The 17859-nt window shown below is 57.4% G+C and carries 17 protein-coding genes; 11 read left to right on the forward strand and 6 right to left on the reverse strand.

Going from position 1 to position 17859, the window contains the following annotated elements; translation table 11 throughout:
* Nucleotides 1-68 precede the first annotated feature (68 nt).
* Complete coding sequence (locus tag EC9_RS03660) at nt 69-356, reverse strand: hypothetical protein (protein ID WP_145342462.1); 288 nt, start codon at nt 354-356, stop codon at nt 69-71.
* A gap of 207 nt (nt 357-563) precedes the next feature.
* Here EC9_RS03660 and EC9_RS03665 point away from each other — a divergent pair, with 207 nt between their 5' ends.
* Together EC9_RS03665 and EC9_RS03670 are read left to right on the forward strand one after the other, a co-directional pair.
* Nucleotides 564-1172, forward strand: a complete 609-nt coding sequence (locus EC9_RS03665; RefSeq protein ID WP_145342464.1) for a 5-formyltetrahydrofolate cyclo-ligase — start codon at nt 564-566, stop codon at nt 1170-1172.
* A 163-nt stretch (nt 1173-1335) separates the two neighbouring features.
* Complete coding sequence (locus tag EC9_RS03670; RefSeq protein ID WP_145342466.1) at nt 1336-1614, forward strand: hypothetical protein; 279 nt, start codon at nt 1336-1338, stop codon at nt 1612-1614.
* On the opposite strand, the gene EC9_RS03675 is transcribed toward EC9_RS03670, so the two are convergent.
* The gene (locus EC9_RS03675) at nt 1575-2063 is read right to left on the reverse strand and encodes a DUF2062 domain-containing protein (RefSeq protein WP_218934565.1); all 489 of its coding nucleotides are present in this window, start codon (nt 2061-2063) and stop codon (nt 1575-1577) included. The two genes, EC9_RS03670 and EC9_RS03675, sit on opposite strands and share 40 nt — an antisense overlap.
* 352 nt (nt 2064-2415) lie before the next feature.
* Here EC9_RS03675 and EC9_RS03680 point away from each other — a divergent pair, with 352 nt between their 5' ends.
* Nucleotides 2416-2973, forward strand: coding sequence for a hypothetical protein (locus EC9_RS03680; protein ID WP_145342470.1), 558 nt, complete (start codon nt 2416-2418; stop codon nt 2971-2973).
* 66 nt (nt 2974-3039) lie between these two features.
* Here EC9_RS03680 and EC9_RS03685 read toward each other — a convergent pair whose 3' ends face one another.
* On the reverse strand, nt 3040-4131 hold the full coding sequence (locus tag EC9_RS03685) for an ATP-binding protein (protein ID WP_145342472.1): 1092 nt from the start codon (nt 4129-4131) through the stop codon (nt 3040-3042).
* Between the two features lie 337 nt (nt 4132-4468).
* On the opposite strand from EC9_RS03685, the gene EC9_RS03690 reads away from it, so the two are divergent.
* The 6 genes from EC9_RS03690 (at nt 4469) to EC9_RS03715 (ending at nt 10657) form a co-directional block, all read left to right on the forward strand.
* The gene (locus EC9_RS03690; RefSeq protein WP_145342474.1) at nt 4469-4687 is read left to right on the forward strand and encodes a hypothetical protein; all 219 of its coding nucleotides are present in this window, start codon (nt 4469-4471) and stop codon (nt 4685-4687) included.
* Nucleotides 4688-4960: 273 nt separating this feature from the next.
* Nucleotides 4961-5971 (forward strand): right-handed parallel beta-helix repeat-containing protein, encoded by a 1011-nt coding sequence (locus tag EC9_RS03700; protein ID WP_145342478.1) that lies wholly within the window; start codon nt 4961-4963, stop codon nt 5969-5971.
* Nucleotides 5972-6489: 518 nt separating this feature from the next.
* On the forward strand, nt 6490-6756 hold the full coding sequence (locus EC9_RS26375) for a hypothetical protein (RefSeq protein ID WP_218934566.1): 267 nt from the start codon (nt 6490-6492) through the stop codon (nt 6754-6756).
* 66 nt (nt 6757-6822) lie between these two features.
* Nucleotides 6823-7542, forward strand: coding sequence for a class I SAM-dependent methyltransferase (locus EC9_RS03705; protein ID WP_218934567.1), 720 nt, complete (start codon nt 6823-6825; stop codon nt 7540-7542).
* Nucleotides 7543-8010: 468 nt separating this feature from the next.
* The gene (locus EC9_RS03710) at nt 8011-9738 is read left to right on the forward strand and encodes an arylsulfatase (RefSeq protein WP_145342480.1); all 1728 of its coding nucleotides are present in this window, start codon (nt 8011-8013) and stop codon (nt 9736-9738) included.
* 133 nt (nt 9739-9871) lie between these two features.
* Nucleotides 9872-10657: a hypothetical protein gene (locus EC9_RS03715; protein WP_145342482.1), complete on the forward strand. Its 786-nt coding sequence runs from the start codon at nt 9872-9874 to the stop codon at nt 10655-10657.
* A gap of 173 nt (nt 10658-10830) precedes the next feature.
* On the opposite strand, the gene EC9_RS03720 is transcribed toward EC9_RS03715, so the two are convergent.
* A complete protein-coding gene (locus tag EC9_RS03720; protein WP_218934568.1) occupies nt 10831-12417 on the reverse strand; it encodes a hypothetical protein in 1587 nt (528 codons plus the stop codon).
* Nucleotides 12418-12641: 224 nt separating this feature from the next.
* Here EC9_RS03720 and EC9_RS03725 point away from each other — a divergent pair, with 224 nt between their 5' ends.
* Together EC9_RS03725 and EC9_RS03730 are read left to right on the forward strand one after the other, a co-directional pair.
* Entirely contained in the window at nt 12642-14858 is a 2217-nt protein-coding gene (locus EC9_RS03725; RefSeq protein ID WP_218934569.1) for a bifunctional diguanylate cyclase/phosphohydrolase, read from the forward strand.
* A 181-nt stretch (nt 14859-15039) separates the two neighbouring features.
* Nucleotides 15040-15663 (forward strand): superoxide dismutase, encoded by a 624-nt coding sequence (locus tag EC9_RS03730; RefSeq protein ID WP_145342488.1) that lies wholly within the window; start codon nt 15040-15042, stop codon nt 15661-15663.
* 129 nt (nt 15664-15792) lie between these two features.
* Here EC9_RS03730 and prmC read toward each other — a convergent pair whose 3' ends face one another.
* Entirely contained in the window at nt 15793-16683 is an 891-nt protein-coding gene (gene prmC / locus EC9_RS03735; RefSeq protein WP_145342490.1) for a peptide chain release factor N(5)-glutamine methyltransferase, read from the reverse strand.
* A 29-nt stretch (nt 16684-16712) separates the two neighbouring features.
* A complete protein-coding gene (prfA, locus tag EC9_RS03740; protein ID WP_145342492.1) occupies nt 16713-17795 on the reverse strand; it encodes a peptide chain release factor 1 in 1083 nt (360 codons plus the stop codon).
* Nucleotides 17796-17859: the final 64 nt, after the last annotated feature.

The following is a 17859-nucleotide window of genomic DNA, read 5'->3' on the forward strand; positions in this document are numbered from 1 at the left end:
CGGCTGCGTTCTCATTGAAACGTATAGCCTTTTCCCCACTGCGACAAGGTGGTGAAACAGGTTGCCGATCAGCGAAGCTGTTCGAAATCGTCGGCGGGATCGCCAAATTCGACCACCTCTTCGGCCTCGCCAACAAACTCCGCCTCCTCAGCGACTTCCGCGTCGTCGACGAATTCGGCTTCCTCCGCTTCATCGATCGGCTCGGCCTCTTCGATCAGTTCGCCCTCTTCCTCTGCCGATTTTTTGCTGCCTCGCGTCGACGGTCCCGCTTCAGCTCGTTTTTCCAACAGAGCCGCGATCGGTACCGCAAGAACAATCGAAGCGATCAGAGCACACCAACCGTAAAACCAAATCATCGCTAAATCGCCATTACTTCGAAGATTGTGTCAATCAGAAACCACGGGGTCGCTTTATCGTAGTCCAAAGCCAATGGAGCTGCAATTTTTTGCTCCGCGGTTGGAAACACTCTCCCTCGCCCCCGCATCGAACTCCTGGTTAGATGGGCGTAAAGCCCTACAGTGGTAGGAGATATCGACGCAAGCAAACCACAGGAGTGGAGAGGCATGACGTTGCCTGAAAACGAGATCGCCCAACGCAAGGACGCGATTCGCAAGCAAGCTCACGCCAATCGCAAGGAGCAAGCGGCCAAGGAAGTGGTCAGTCAGCGGATCACCGATCGGTTGCATCGGATGCCGCAGTACCAAAGCGCCGCGGTGGTGATGTATTACGTCGACGTTCGCGACGAAGTTCGCACGCGACACGCATTGCCCGACGCGCTGGCGTCGGGCAAAAAGATCGTCGTGCCGTTTTGCGTCGATGGCGATCTAAAGCTGTTCCATCTCGAATCGATGGACGAACTGGAAGTCGGGATGTACAAGATCCTCGAACCGCGAACCGATTTGCGGGAACTAGCCAGCAAGCGGGGCGAGGTTGCCGAACTGGATCTGGTGATCGTGCCGGGCGTCGCTTTTGATCGCAGCGGGGGGCGAACCGGGCATGGCAAAGGGTATTACGACAAATTGCTCGAACACGCTCGCGCCGATACGCCGCTGATTTCGCTGGCCTTCGAATGCCAAATGTTCCCCGAAATCCCTGTCGCCGGCCACGATATCTCGATGGATTTTGTCGTCACCGAAGATGCGGTCTATCCCGGTCGCGGCCGCGCCGAATAACGTCGCGACGCCTGCTACGAAAGGCTCGTCCGGCGTTTGGGCTCCCTTTTTGCCCCCTCTGTTTCCCGAGATGCATTCCATGCCGGACCGGAAGTCGATTGTTGGGGATACGTACGCCGAGGGCTTTCGCGGGAACTATGGCGCGTATGGATCACCGCTCACGATGAAAAATGGTTGCGGCATTGTGTTAACGCAGTCGCGGGACACCTCCTGCATCACGATCATGTGCGATTGTGAAGCGGGGAGTGCCGAGACGCCCGAATTGATCCGAATCGCCGCCGGGAATTATGACGGGCGGCTGGGGAAGAGCTTCGCGCATCTGCACGAATTGTTCGGCCCAATGCGTCCGTTGGAGGCTTCCGCTGCTGGGAGGATTGGTTTCGACTTCCCTGCATCTAACGATTACGGCGGGGTGATCGCCCCAAAGCGTTTCATTCGATAGGTGTAGATCACCGAATAAGCGAGGCAGTATCCGAGCACCGCGACAATACTGGCGACGACCAAGCAGCCGACCGTCAGGGGGCCGATAATCTCCCAGATTCTGGTCCAATAGAATTCGGTCTTGTTCAAGAATCCTGTGGGGGGATGTTGCAAGCCATGCCACCAATCGCGGCCTTTAGGTTCGCTGCCCAACAGCAGCCGTCCGACCTGGTAACAGGGGAGATAGATCGGCACAAACGTCGCGGGATTGCTGAGCCAAACGATCGGAAGACCGACCAATTTGTTGGCCCGCAAGGCCCAGGCGAGGAACATCACCAGCAGCATCTGCAGCCCGATCGTCGGGGTAAAGGTGACGAATAATCCGATCGCAACCCCGAGTGCCAGCGGATGGGGCGGGTCGTCGGCATGCAGGATGTTGTGCATGACAAAGCGACGAATGCGAATCCACATTCGAAAGGTTTGTCGTTTCGCGTAACGATGCATGCGAAGGTACCAAGCAGCGGCGGAGGGGGCGGTGGGAGCTTCGATAGTTTGATATAGCGATGACACGATGTCGACCCGGCAAATAGTAGCGGTTGTGCGTATCAGGCAGCGAATGTCGCGAACAAACGCGACGGCAAAGCTGCGGGCTTCCATCGGCCGATACCTGAGAATACCGCATCGATACCACGCCAACCTAAGTCTGGCCTGGGGGATGTGAACTCGGAATCCAGGTGTGTGGGATCTTTCGATCCCGTGGCCGATCCAACGTAATTACGAGCCTTTAGAATTCGAAAGTCTCTAGGCAAGGAGCCTTCCCATCATGCAAGCTTCGCGAAAACTTCTGCTGGCCTCCATCATCGTTGGAATGGCCACCACCGCAACGGCTGATTGGGATTCCTTTTGGCATCACAAGAAAGTTGCGATGCACAACTGCAAGATCGACTATTTGCGCAATCAATCCTGGCCGCAACCGTTCTTAGAGCACGACGCCTACAAGGTGCGAGGTCCCTTCGAGACGATGGCCAACAACGGCTGGCGGTTGCACAATACGCTCAGCCACGAGGTTTTCCGCCCCGACGATTCGATTCTGACCGCCGTCGGCCGCAACCGCGTTCAATGGATCGCCACTCAGACGCCTGCGAATCATCGTCATATCTATGTGCTGCAGGCGGCTACGCCGGAAGATACGCAGCGGCGCGTGGCGTCGGTCGAAGAAGCGTTGGCTGGGCTAGCCACCGTCGGCGTGCCGCCTCAGGTGTATGTCACCGCAAAAGTTCCTACGATGGCATCGGGTGAGTGGAATGCTCAGCTGAGTCGCAAGCGTCGCGAGCAGATGGTCGCACCGAAGCTGCAGTCGGATAACACCGGCACGAATTAGGCATTCCGCCTGTCGAAGTACAATAAGCCCCAGTTCGTCTGGGGCTTTTTTGTTGGAGCCGGCCTGCTACAGGTCCAGCCCGTCCAGTTCATCCAACAGGTTGTCCAGGTCGTCTTTCGGTTTGTCGGCCGAATCGGTTTGGCGTTTTGGAATGCCCACCTCCAATCCGACGGTGGCTCGACCAGCCAACAGCAGCTGTTCATCCCGTTCGCGAGCTGCCGTCGCGATCGGATCTTCATCGGCATCGGGCGCGCCGAACAGCTTCGATAGATCGATCTTCAAGCCCCCCGCTTCGACCGGCGCCCCGGCGATCCCAGGCGATTTGTGCTGCGGGAAGATAATCGCATTCTCGGGACAGACGCGGCTGCAGGCCGGGCAGCCCTTGCGACAGTTATCGGGCTGTTCGACAAGGATCGTTTCGACAGTATCGACGCCGTAAACGCCAAACAAGCAGAAATCGATGCACTCCATGCAGTTGGTGCAGCGGCTGAAATCGATTACCGGATACCAGCGACGGCTGGGCGATTCGTCGATCTTGGTCACCGCACCGATCCCAAACAACGCCGGTTCGGCCGTGTGCCCGTTGGTTTTTGGGGCTGCAGCGAGCATGTTGTCGTCCGAATCGGCATCGCCAGCCAATCGCAGCGAGGTCGTGTTGGTCGGTTGAGCAAATCTCGCGGCGGCCGATTTCTCGGTGGTTCGAGGGAGCGAGGCGATCCGCTGCAGTTCGGTGACGATTAGATCGGCCGATTCGGTAACGCGGAAGTCGAGTCCGTAGATCATTCGAGCGGGGCGCGGCACAAGTTCGGCGACACGTTCCTTTTCGTTCTCCTGGGGATCTTCCTCTTCGCTCGCCTGATCGTCATCCTCCTCGCGGACTAACATCACCTCGCCAACTTGGCCACGGACCCCATTGCGATCCAAGATCCAATGGGCTGCCCGTTCATATACCCATGACAAAACGACGATGTCCCCCGGGATCGAACGCAGCGTCGCCAGGCTTTCTCCGGTCGCGGCGAGATCGTACAGATGCGGAATTAACAGCACGCTGACCCCGTCGATCTCCGCAGCCTGTTGGGCAACTGTCTGTTCGAGTCCACGTTTCTGTGGATTGCGACTCTGCCCCTGCGAGATAACAACGGTCAACGGATTGGACATTCGATTCTTACACAACAGAATTCGGGCGGGAAAATGGTTCGACGGTCGACGCGGCACTGCAGAAAAAGGCCGAGTCGCCGATCGGCTAGTTTAAGCCAAACCGCACCCGCTTGCACGTCCGGGGATTGTCGGTGGCAGGGCAAATCACTGTTTGTGTTTAGGTACGCTTGGTAACCCGACGCGTCAGCGAGGCACGGTCTGAATTCCTCGCTTACGCGTCGGGTTACCATTTCCTGAGACGCTCCAGTTTGAAACCGTGCTTAGCCCTGCGGATGACGAGAGCCAGTTTTGCCGCACGAGCTGTGACGAGCTAAGATGCTGACTGGAGAACCAAATCATGACTGATTTGCTTGAAAAAGCGTTTGAGCACGCATCAAAACTGCCTCCTCAACAGCAAGACGCACTTGCGAAATGGCTGCTCGGCGAAATCGCGGCAGACAACGCATGGGACGCTACTTTTGCAAAATCACCTGCTTTGCTGGCATCACTTGCTTCGGAGACGCTGCAGGAGAAGGACGGTGGCGACGCTCAACCACTCGTTCCAGATGAACTTTGAAATCGTTAACGCCCCGACGTTTTCGCGATTGCTTCGCTTCCCTACCTCAGCACCTCCAAAAGCAAACTCGCGATGCCTACCGGCAATTCCTGGCTGATCCATCCCACCCCGGCTTGCGATTCAAGCGAATTGCTGACACCTTTGATTTCGCTAGCAAAATAGCCGTCCGGCACATTTAATGCCTCAGAACGATGGCGTGAACGCGGAGCCGCCGATCGAGCCTTTTTAAGTCGAGCATCAATTTCGGTTATGCCAAAAAGTTAAAACAACAACATGATGTATCTACGCTTATTGCTTGTCGCTTCCGTTCTGATCCTTGGGTTCGCGCGTCTGGGATACGCTCAGTCGCCGTTTATTGTGCTGATGGATCCTGCGGGATCGGATGCCAACGACGGTTTGACTGTTGACACGCCTGTCTTGACGCTCCAGCGGGTGCAGCAGATCTTGAAGTCGACGCTTGCCGACAATAACCGAGACGCGGAGGTTCGGATTGGTCCCGGCACCTACCGCAGGCAGAGCATTCGCTGGACATTCACGATGCCGGAGCACTCGATCACTTTCATGCCCCGCTCTGGCGACAAGGTGCGGCCGGTTTTCGATGGTGTTGAGAATCGCGGAACTTGGTTCCACCTCGACCACTCTTTGGGGCAGCAGACGGGGCTGAACTTCCAGTACATCCACGTCACGGGTTACGCGACAGCGATCTCGCTGAACGGGAACCGGAATGCGGTGGGAACGTGTAATCGCGGCAACTCGATATACGGATGTATGTTCACAGATGTTGGTGAGGGCTCGACCGCCGCAGTGCGACTCGTCAATTCCAAAGACAACTCGATCGTCAACAATCATTTCGTGAACATCACGAGGTCGAGCCGGTACGGGCTGCTGCACGCAATCTATATCGCGCACCATTCGTCGGGGAATCAAATTCTTCGCAACCGATTCCAGGATTGCTGCGGTGATCCGGTTCGCGTTCGCGATGCATCAAACAACAACATTGTCAATGAAAACACGTTCATCCGCGCGGGGATCGCTGCAGCGTATTCTCAGTGGTACTGTGACCACCGTCGCAACGACGACGACAACCCACGCAATGATTGTTCGAAGCCCACGCCGGAATGTCCTTCGTGGAACAACCAGTTCCGAAACAATCGACTGTTGGAAACCTACAACGGGGAACGACTGCCCGCGTGGGCTTTTGCTCAAGACGATGTTGATTCCCTGTGTCCGCCGCCGTCGCCGGGTGCAAAGAGATTGGAAACCAGTGGCAACAGACACGAATAGCAATGGTGTAACAACAGCGTGAACCGTCGTGTCGAATTCGGGTGAAGTGGAATGGGCAAGGTGACGTAACTACCCGGTTCCGTTAAGTGTTGTTGTTAGGATGTGCTGTTGTTTTGCCATCCAACGCTGCGTGGCCTCCTTGGCTTGTTGGCGGAGCAGACGTTTCGTCCGCTGCTGCTCATCGGGGAAACCCTTGATTCGCTGCTCCATGGCCTCTGATGCGCCAGGCTTAGTCTGGCGCATCAAACAGGCAGGGCTCGGCCGCACTCTTAATCTGCGTCGGTGCTTTGAAAGAGCTAAGCATATCCGCAATTTTTGGGGGGAGCACCGAGAGGAAAATTCTTGCACAGCCTGGTCTGATCCGTAAGAATTGGTGTCTCAGGTGAGTGGTCATGTGTTCAGTGTGTTCTGGGAGCGGACGCGTCATCTGCGGGAACAAAGGGCACCCCCATGCAAGTCGACTGCCGCCGCCCGCATGTCGCTACCGTTCTGTGCAAACCAAACCCGGAAGCGAAAAGATGATTAATGAAAACCGAATGCACGATTTACTTGGCAAAATGGTTTCTGAAATGGGAGCCGCTGCGGTAGGTTCTTTGGTGAGTTTGGGTGATAAGCTTGGGCTGTATCGCGCTCTCGCGAAGGACGGCCCTCTGTCGGCCGGCATGCTGGCGGAAAAGACAGGGACCACCGAACGCTACGTGCGCGAATGGTGTGCCGCCCAAGCCGGTTCCGGCTACATTGAATATGAAGCAGATACAGACAAGTTTAGCATGAGCCCTGAATAACAAGCTGTATTTGCGGACCCGGACAGTCCTTTTTGCATGACGGGAGGATTTTATGCAATCGGTTCAATGTATGTCGATGAACCGAAAATTACACATGCATTTCAAACAGGCGAAGGCGTTTCATGGGGTGACCATAGCGCTTGCCTTTTCTGTGGAACCGAAAAGTTCTTTCGGCCAGGGTACCAGGCAAGCCTTGTAAGCGAGTGGCTACCGTCACTGGACGGCGTGATTGATAAATTGGAGGCGGGAGCGAAGGTTGCCGATGTGGGCTGTGGCCACGGGGCCTCCACGCTGGTGATGGCCAAGGCTTTTCCGAAATCGAGTTTCATCGGATTTGACTTTCACGAGCCTTCGGTAAATCGCGCCAATGAACTTGCCTCTGACTCGGGGCTGGCGAACGTCCGTTTTGATGTAGCAGCAGCAAAGAATTTTCCGGGAACAGACTATGACCTTATCGCCTTTTTTGATTGCTTGCACGACATGGGCGACCCGGTTGGAGTGGCCGCGCATACTCTTGAGGCATTAAGGCCCGACGGAACGATGATGCTTGTGGAGCCGTTTGCACATGACGAACTGAAAGACAATCTCAATCCGATCGGACGAATGTTCTACAGTTTTTCGACAATGGTCTGTACTCCTGCGTCCATTAGTCAGGAAGTTGGGCTTGCGCTAGGCGCTCAGGCTGGTGAGAAACGACTGAGCGAAGTCGCTGCAGAAGCAGGCTTCAGTCAATTTCGACGTGCCACCGAAACTCCTTTTAATCTCGTTCTTGAGGCAAAGCCGTAACAGGGCTTGGAGAAACTAAGAAGCGGACTGAAAACCTCTGGTCCGCGTGGCACCGCAGTTTAAAACCTTGGTTTTCTGTCGGGCTCTAACGTGGCAGGACACGTTTAGACGGATAGCAAAGAGTCCTGGCACCTTTGAATTCGCCCCATGCAGCGAAGATCGCGATCGGGCATTTATTAATGGAATGTTAACCACGCGATTTCGGTGATGTGTACCGTTATTGGGCAATTCGATTTCCCTGACAATGCGTGAACCGGATAAGCGAATGCGTCGGAGTTTGAAATGAGAGCGTTAGCTTTCGCCCGGTTACGCGGGATGTGCGTCGAGAGAACCGATTAAATTTTGATAAAGATGAGCTGACGTGAAGTGGCCTCCCCTATGATGTGCCAACGAACGCAATCGCACGCCCTGCCCGCCAGCGTATGCGTTCAAATTTATGGCGGGGCAACTCAACGAACGAAAGATACTATGAAAACGCAGCTACGCATCCACCGCTGGATGCCGGCCCTCCCGGTCACGGCACTGTTGGCAGCCTGCCTGATGTCTGTTGGCGCCACCGCTCAAGCGGAGGAGAAAAAGCCGAACATCATGTTCATCATGGCGGATGACATCGGATGGATGCAGCCGGGTTGTTATCATCGAGGCTTGATGGTCGGGGAAACCCCCAATATCGACCGGCTTGCCAGCGAGGGCGGCCTCTTCATGCACTACTATGCCCAGCAAAGCTGCACGGCCGGGCGGACAGCGTTTTTCACCGGCATGAATCCCATGCGGGCTGGAATGCTGATGCCCCAGTTGCCAGGTGCGATTTCGTACCTGCGCCCCGGCACGCCAAGCCTGGCAAAGTTCCTTTTAGATCAGGGCTACAGCACCGGTGAGTTCGGCAAGAACCACCTCGGCGATCATCCCGATTCCCTGCCGACCGCGCATGGATTCCAGGAATTCTGGGGTTACCTCTACCACCTGGATGCGATGCAAGGGGTCAGCTTCCCCGACATCAACAAGAGTCCGACCGAGCAAGCCGTCGTGCCACCGATGAAGATGGTGCCGATCCCCGGTATTCCTGAAACGCCCGGCGCCATCACTCCCGAGGAAGGCGTTTGCATGGCCGCCCCGCGGCCAATTTTGTGGATGAAATCGTCCGATGGTACCGCGAAGAATCAGAGCGGCAAGGACGAAGGCCCGCTGACCCTCGAACGCTCGAAGACTATCGATGAGGAAATTTCCGCCAAGGTCGTGGACTGGCTCGATCGCCAAGATCCCGAGAAGACGGACAAGCCCTTCTTCTGCTGGTACAACCCGGCCCGTATGCACATCACCACGATGTTGTCGCCCAAGTATGAAGCCATGCTCGGCGTGAAGGGGGGCAAGGATTGGGGAATCAACGAAGTCGGCATGAAGCAGCTCGACGACAACATCGGTGTCGTCCTCAAAAAGCTCGAGGACATGGGTGAACTTGACAATACCATCATCGTCTTCACGACCGACAACGGCGCGGAAGTCATCACCTTCCCTGATGGAGGCACCACTCCATTCAAAGGCGGCAAGCTGACCACTTGGGAGGGCGGCATGCGTGCCCCCTGCGTCGTCCGCTGGCCCGGAAAGATTAAGCCGGGCACTATCTTCAAAGAAATCTTCGCCTCCCAAGACTGGCTGCCCACGCTCGTCGAAATCGCGGGCGGTGCCAAGGATAACGAACTCAATGAGCAAATCATGTCGGGCAAATATCCCGGCATCGTGAAGACCAAGCTCGATGGGTTCAATCAGACCGAATACCTGACGGGTGAGTCGAAAGAATCGGCTCGCGACACGTTCTTCTACTACACCGGCGCACAGCCCTCGGCCGTGCGATACAAGAACTGGAAGTTCTACTACACAATGGTCGGTGCCGGTGCGATGGATGGACTGATGGGGGCTCAAACCTACCACTGGACTCAGCTTGCCAATATCAAACGCGATCCGTTCGAGATCAGCGTCGGTGCCGATACGAAGTCGCTGATGAGTTACGCCGGAGCACTCGCAGCACCTAGCACTGCGTACGTCTACGACTGGAACCTGTTGCCGATCGGCCAACTTCTGTGGGAGAAGGAGCTGATGTCATATAAAAAGTTCCCGCCTCTGCAGATGGCAGCCAGCTACAACCTCGACCAGATCTTGGAGTCGTTGAAAAGCCAAAGTGGCTCCCGCTCGGACTGATCATTACCGATTGATCATTTGTCACGCGGGTCGCTTTTCGTGAGCGACCCGCGATTTTTGGTCTCGGGAATCAAACATCGGACTGCGTTGGAACCTAACGAGTCCGTGGCCCCGGGCGGTGATACGGGGGCTCTTGCAAACAACGTCACTTGGCCGCCGCCAGGTGCTTTGGCAGGAAGTAACGAAGGTTTCAGCACTCTTTTTAGGCGGGCCGGTTTCTCAGAGAGTCTTGGCACCATTGATTGCGCCGGCAGTGAAGAGACTCAGCACGAAAGGGATCGTCATGCAACGATTCACTATCATTCTTTTTGTCTTCGTCGCCGGATGTCGTGAGCAGCCAGATGCGCCGACAGCGGCAACTCCACAGGTGCAGCGGGTTGACGAGGTTGTGGGGACCGAGGGGCATTCTGCCAACGGACTTCAGCTTTCGGAAACAATCGTTGGTGGGGTTGTGCTCAAGCCAAATGTGGTCATCGATGGGAAGCTCTCGCTGCTTCTTCCTGAGGATTTCTCGGAGATGGATGAGGAGAGGCTGAAGCTCAAATATCCGAACGAGCTGCGACCAACGCTTGTGTTCACCAACGAATCAGCGGCAATCAACGTCGCCATTAATTACACGACGAAGCGGATGCGACGGAGTGAGATCGGCGCGTTCCATAAACAGATGGAAGGCACGTACCGCAAATTCCATCCGACGGCAACATGGTTCCATAGCGGTGTCGTCGACATCGACGGGCGCAACTGGATAAAACTAGATTTGCGCACCCCCGCGAGCGACACTGAAATACGTAACATCATGGTCGGGACATCGGTGAAGGGACGGCTGTTACTTGTATCTTTCAACGTCACCAAGCAACTGGAGGACCAGTGGCTTGAGGCAGCGGCGGCAATTATTCAGTCGCTTCGCGTCCGAGATTAGCCGAAGTGGATTGAATGCTGCATCTCGCGGCTCCGTCGCAATGCAGCGTTAGGATGCTAAGGTGTGGGGACTCTTGTAGGCGGAGCCAGTCGAATCTGACATCAGCGCGTGACGTCGCCATCCGGATGCATGAAAACGTTATCGCAACTTTACCGTTTTGATGCTGCGCAACGCTACGCGGCGTCTTTGCCTTGTTGGCGGATCAGGCGTTTCATTCGCTTCCGCTCCGCTTTGCTCATCGAGGACCAGTCGATGTTGTCGACGTCGACCGATTCGTCTTCCGCGGCATGATGTGATTCGGTGTGGTCGTCTTGTTCGTAGTCGTCGTGCTGCCAGTTGTCGTCTTGAGTCTCGTCCTCGTAAGTCTCATCGTCGCTTGAATCTTCTTCGGCCGCCGGCTTGGCCTTGCGGCTGAACCAGCCCTTGCTCTTGGCTGGTGCTACGTCCTCTTGAGTCTCATCGGTTTCGTCGTCGCTCGATTCTTCATCGGTCGCTGCAGGCTTTGCCTTGCGACCGAACCAACCCTTGCGTTTGGCGGGTGCTTCGTTGTCGTCGGCCGGTTCGTCATCGGAGTCCCCTGCCTCGTCCTCTGCGGCGGGCTTTGACTTGCGACCGAACCAACCCTTGCGTTTGGGATGTGCTTCGTCGTCGTCAGCTTCGCGGGCGACTTCACGCTCTTCGTCGTCGATTGGTTCGTCGGTCTCGTCGGCGGCTGGCTTTGGTTTACGACGGAACCAGCCTCGCTTGGCGGGCTGTTCTTCTTCGGGGTCCGGCTCCGGTTCTGCGGCGGCGGCTTTTTTACGCGATCGCGTTGGTTTGGGGGCTTCAGCTGGTTCGTCGAGCGCTTCGCGGTCGAGGTGTTTGCGGCCGAACCGCGGCAATCGCAGGCGTCCGTTTTGGCCATCGGTCTGGTTCAATCCGCGCACGTCGCGGTAGATCGACCGCAGGTAGGTGATCAGCGACAGGAAGACGGCGACCCGACCGATCAATGGTCCGGCACCGACGATCATCGCCGTCGCCAGCGGTCCGGTCTCGATGAAGTTCCAGCGGATCGGCAGTCGCGAGGCGACGGCGACCGAGCCGGTGACCAGCCAGAAAGCGGCGGCGGGGCTGTGCCGCATCTCGATCAACAGCCGCGCGGTCATCGCAAATCCGGCGACGCACAACAGCAGCCGCAACCAATCGCCGCCAGCCATCGGAGCCCGCCCTGCCAGCAGCGTATCGAGGATCGCACCGCACCAATCGAGGGTGCCTGCGATCGAATCGACACTTAATAGGACAAGCATCGCCATCACGGGACGCCAGATTCGATAGTGCCCGCGGTAATCGTCGGCCCGATGGCGGCGCAGTTGGTAGATCAGGAAACCGACGCCAGCCGAAAGGGCGAGCGAAATCGAACCAAACCAGCCGCCGAAGCTGGCCGGATTGTCCAGTCGCAGCGGCCGGGAGAGTTCGGGGTACTGGTACAGCGGTGCCCAGTTCATGCTCAGGTAATGGCCGGCGATCAGCAGGCACGCCGCCAGCAGTGCGAACGATTGGACAGCTAACAGCGACCGCCGTCGGACGGGGACCAGTTCGAACCACCGCGCACGCAATCGGCGTTGGACCCGGGCGCCATAAGCTGCCGGGGCCGGGCGCGATGCGTCGCGTCGAGCTTTCGTTTGCCCGCGGGTTGATTCGGCTGCGGGATCCATCGAAAGGATCTGCGCTGAAATCAGCCGGCGTCGGCGGCTCTGGAGGGTTCGGCGATCGTGACTCATGGGCCCGCTGGGAGTGGGGTTGGGTAGACACTGGCAGGGGCAGGATGGAGCCCCGGCCGATGTCCCGACCCGCGAGAGTAGCGAAAACGGCAGGTCGGAGCCAACATCACCCTGAAACGTTCCCGTTTTGGAAAATCCTGTTTTGCCAAACGACGAACAAAACCTACGCTTGGTTAGTCCCCGTTCCGCCGCCTGTCACACGCTATCGAGCCCCGTATTCCCTCATGATCGATACAACCCCGACCTCTCCCACCGGGCAATCCACCGCAGAACCGCGCCAAGTTGACGCTGTGGAAGGGTTTGAAAGAATATCAACGCTGCTGGGGGATCTGAATCGATTACCTTCGGGGACTGTCGCCAACCGCAGCGAATACGACGCCGACGGATCGCACGAGAACCAATTGCTATCGGTTCGCTTGGGTGTCGCGACTTCGTTGTTCTACTCATTGCGTTGCAAGCATCGCCAAACCGCCGACCACAGTTTGCGGGTCGCTTTGGGATGTTCGGTCTGGGCCGATCGGCTGCAATTGCCGACGGAGCTGCGGGATCGGCTGGAAGTGGCCGCGTTGTTGCACGACATCGGCAACATCGCCACGCCCGATCGCGTGCTCAAAAAGCCGGGGCATCTGACCGCCGATGAGCGATTGATCATGGATCAGGCACCCGACGTGGCCTGTGAGATCTTGCGAGGTTGTTGCAATGACGACAGTTTGTTGAACATCTTGCGATACAGCCGGAATTGGTACAAAGCGGGAAACGATAGCGATCAAATCCAGGGCGATGATTTGCCGTTGGGGGCGCGAATGTTGGCGATCGTGGAGTCGTTTGATTCGATGACGACCGATCAGGTTTATCGGCGTGCCTTCAGTCAAGAGCGAGCCGTCGCCGAGCTGTTTCAGTGTGCGGGGACTCAGTTCGATCCCGATCTCGTCCGCGATTATGCCGTTCTGTTAGAGAATCGCCCGGAATTGATGTACGCCACCGCGGCGCGACGTTGGTTGCAAGAACTGCAGGGTGAATTCTCCAACCGTTTTTGGTCGTCGTCGCCATCGAGCTCCAGCGGAACGACGGGTGAACGCCAAACCGGACAATTGCTGTTCCACCAGCATCTGCTCGATACGATGTGCGATGGAGTCGTTGCGATCGACGGCGAAGGCGTGATCACTCATTGGAACTATGCATTTGAGCGGATGACCAATATCGCCGCCGACGCGATGATTGGCCAGGCTTGGTCCGATTCCTTGGTTGGTTGGGAGGACACTCGCGCGCCGTCGGGCGACTCGGTGGGTTTGAGTAGTTGTCTGAGAAGTGGTGCCCAGTCGCGGCGTCGGATGCGGATGGTCTTGCCCGAAGGAAAAGAGACGCCCGTCAAAGTGAATTTTATTCCGATCCTTGCCGCCGAGAATCGCGTGCAGGGAGCGTTGGCGATCGTCAACGATATCTCTCAAGAGGAATCGCTGGAACAGAAGGTCCAGTCGCTGCACGTCAAAGCGACTCGCGATGGGCTGACCGGTGTGGCGAATCGAGCTGAGTTTGATCGCGCGCTCGGCGACGTGGTCGAATTTGCCGCCGAGGGCAAGGGGCCGGCGAGTTTGATTCTGTGTGACATCGATCGATTCAAATCGGTCAACGATACCTTCGGCCATCAGGCTGGCGACGAGGCGCTGATTAGCTTTGCCGAAGTTTTGGCTCGCCACAGTCGCGATGGCGATTTGGTCGCCCGCTATGGTGGCGAAGAATTTGTGCTGCTGTGTCCGGGTTGCGACAACGCGACGGCGGCCAAGCGTGCCGAAACAATCCGTAGCGATCTAGAACGCATTTCTCAACCCGCGTTAAACAACAAATGTATCACTGCTAGTTTTGGTGTTACCGAATATCAATCGGGCGACACCGAATCGACGGTCGTCGCGCGGGCCGATCGGGCGTTGTACAAGGCGAAAGAGAACGGCCGCAATCGTGTCGTTCAGCTCGGTTCGGGACTGCGTGAACCGGTCGATACGATGTCGGACAGTTCGAAGGGCTGGTTCCACTGGCTGCTGACCCCATCGAAATCGAATCAAGTGGTGGCCGAATTGGTGACGCGTGCACCGGTCGAGATGGTGATTGAAAAGTTGCGTGGCTTTATCGCCGATCACAACGCGGAAATTCTCAAGGTTCAGGACAAGCGGTTGGAATTGCGGCTGGATGTCCGTTCATCGATTCATGGTCGGCGCAGTGCCGATGGCGTCTCCGCGTTCCATCTGTTGATCGATCTCGATGAGCGGAATGTCGAAACAGGGCTGCATGGCGAACACTCGTCGTTGATGGAGACCGTGATCGATGCCAGCGTGAGCCCTTGGCGCAGTCGGGATCGCCGCAATCGCGAGGTCAAAGGGGCCTGTCGCAATGTGATTGCCAGCCTGAAAAGTTATCTGATGGCCGATTACGTCAAACAACCGTAAGCTTGGCGGTTGTGGGGCCAGCGATGCCGCTGGCGGCGGGGCTCCGGCCCCCTGTGGTTCCGAACGCTTGCAGGCCCCTTGTCGCGGCCGACGGCTACTCTTATCGTGCCTAAATAGGGTGCTGCGACAGCAGCCCCGCGACCCCACGCAAACCCTGGCACTTGATAAACGGAGAGACATCATGGCTTACGAATTGCCTGCACTTCCTTATGCTCACGACGCATTGGAACCACACATCGATGCGCGCACGATGGAAATCCACCACGGGAAACACCATCAGGCTTACATCACCAAAGTCAACGACGCGATCGCCGGTACCGATCTGGAAAGCAAGTCGATCGAAGATCTGATCTCCGATCTCTCGGCAGTTCCCGCCGACAAGCTGGGTGCGGTTCGCAACAACGGCGGTGGACACGCGAATCACTCGTTGTTCTGGACCGTGATGGGCCCTGGATGTGGCGGTGCTCCCAGCGGCGACCTGGCGGCTGCGATCGACAGCGACCTGGGCGGATTGGAAGCATTCAAGGCAGCGTTTGCCAACGCCGGAGCGACTCGCTTTGGTAGCGGTTGGGCTTGGTTGTACGTCAGCGAAGGAAAGCTGAAAGTTGGCAGCACCGCCAACCAAGACAATCCTTTGATGGGCGAAGCCGTTGCCGGTATCGGTGGCACGCCGCTTCTCGGCTTGGACGTTTGGGAACACGCCTACTACCTGAACTACCAAAACCGTCGCCCCGACTACATCAACGCCTTCTGGGAAGTTGTTAACTGGAGCGCTGTTGCCGATCGTTTTGCAGCTGCCAAATAAGCTGCTTCGGATCGCTGGGATACAGATCGACTCCCCGAGCGAAGTTTCGCTTGGGGCATGATCGATAAACGACAAAAGCCGGCTCGCGTTTGCGTCCGGCTTTTTTTGTGCGCTGGTTGGGCGGTTGGTCTATTTGCCGCGAGCGACGCTGATGATCCGCTTGTGACCGGACAGATCTTTGATCACGCGGACGTCTTCAGCCGCGTCGACGTGGGCCAGATGTTCGGTCACGCTGTCGGCGATCATTGGGCTGAGTTCGAAGATCAATCGGCCGCCGGGCTTCAGTCGAGGCAACGCTTCGTCGATCAGGCGGACGATCGTTTCGGTCCCGTCGGGGCCGCCGACCAATGCCTGTCGCGGCTCAAAATCGCGGACCGATTTGTCCAGCTCGGCGTATTCGGCTTCGCTGACATAAGGCGGGTTGCTGCAGATCATGTCCAGCGGTTGTGTGGCGGGAAGCTTTGCCAACAGATCGCTTTCGATAAAATCGATCCGGTCTTGGACCTTGTGATCGGCTGCGTTCAGTTCGGCAATCCGCAGCGCTGCCGGCGAGATATCGATCGCCGACACGTGAGCGTTGGGCAGGTTCTTGGCCAGGCAGATCGCGATGATTCCGCTGCCGGTGCCGATATCGGCGATCTGCAGTTTGTCGTTGGTCTGGCCAAGTCGTTTGAATTCGTCCAACGCCTCGATCACCAGGTGTTCGGTCTCGGGGCGAGGGATCAGCGTATCTTCGCTCACGCGGAACGACAGCGAATAGAACTCTTTGCGTCCTAGCAGTTGCGAAACGGGCGTCCCTTCGCCGCGGCGGCGGACCAGTTCGCGAAACGCGGTCCGCACCGCCTCATCGGGTTCCTCGTTAAAGGCGGTGTAGAGTTCGATCCGTTGGCAACCGCGGGCTTCGGCAAGCAGAAGTTCGGCATCCAGGCGGGGCGAATCCGAGCCCGATTTGCCGAAGTACTCCGTCGTCCATTCCAGCAGTTTCAGGATGGTCCACTTCTCGGCTTGTTCGGCACTCATGTTCCTGGTTCCTCGTTTGATTCGGCGATTTAGACCTCGCCCATGTCGCCCCGCAGCTGGTCGCGATCGTATTCGATCATCGCATCGGTGACCGGTTGCAGGTCGCCCGCGATGATCTGATCCAGCTTGTACAGGGTCAGGTTGATGCGGTGGTCGCTGAGTCGGTTTTGGGGGAAGTTGTAGGTTCGGATCCGCTGGCTGCGGTCTCCCGATCCGATCAGGCTCTTCCGCGTGTCGGCTCGCCTGGCCAGTTCCTCTTCTCGCTTCTGTTCGTAGATCCGCGTCTTCAATACGCGCAGCGCCTTGGCCAAGTTCTTGTGCTGGCTCTTTTCGTCCTGGCACTGAACGACGATTCCGGTGTCGTGGTGCGTCAGTCGGATCGCTGATTCGGTCTTGTTGACGTGCTGGCCACCGGGGCCCGATGCGCAGAACTTGTCGATTCGGTAGTCTTCGGATTTCAGAGTGACTTCGACATCCTCGGGCTCGGGCATCACCGCGACGGTGGCGGCGGAGGTGTGGACGCGGCCTTGAGTTTCGGTCTCGGGGACGCGTTGCACGCGGTGCCCTCCCGATTCGTATTGCAAGTCGCGGAAGACGCTTTCGCCTTCGAAAGCCAACGTGATCTCTTTGAACCCGCCCAGCTCAGTCGCGCTCGAATCGAGGATCTCGGTTTTCCAACCGACGCGTTCGGCGTGTTTGCGGTACATCTCGAACAGATCGCGAGCGAACAGCGCCGCTTCGTCGCCGCCGGTCCCCGATCGGATTTCCATCACGCAGCGTGTCCGGTGGCTGTCTTCACCGCCGACGGTCATCGTCAACAATTCATCCCACAGCGATTCCCGTTTCTTGCGCAGGCTGTCGGCTTCCTCTTCGGCCATCTCCCGTTCGTCGGGATCGTCGGTCTCTTCGATGATCTCTTTGCAGCCGCGGATCTCATCGGTCAGCTTCTTGAACGTGCGGAACTTGTTGGCCATCTTGGCCAGTCCGCCATGTTCGCGAGCGACGGCCGACATCAGCGTCCCGTCGGACTGAACCGCCGGGTCGGACATCTGGCGTTCGAGGTCGAGGAACCGTTTCAGCTTTTCGTCTAGCGTGTCGCGAATGGAAGTCATGGTATTGGTCGCTGGGCACGCAGCCGGCGTGCCGATGAACTTCTGTAAGACGCGCCGGCTGCGC

The organism is Rosistilla ulvae (genome assembly GCF_007741475.1).
GTDB classification, from domain to species: Bacteria; Planctomycetota; Planctomycetia; order Pirellulales; family Pirellulaceae; genus Rosistilla; species Rosistilla ulvae.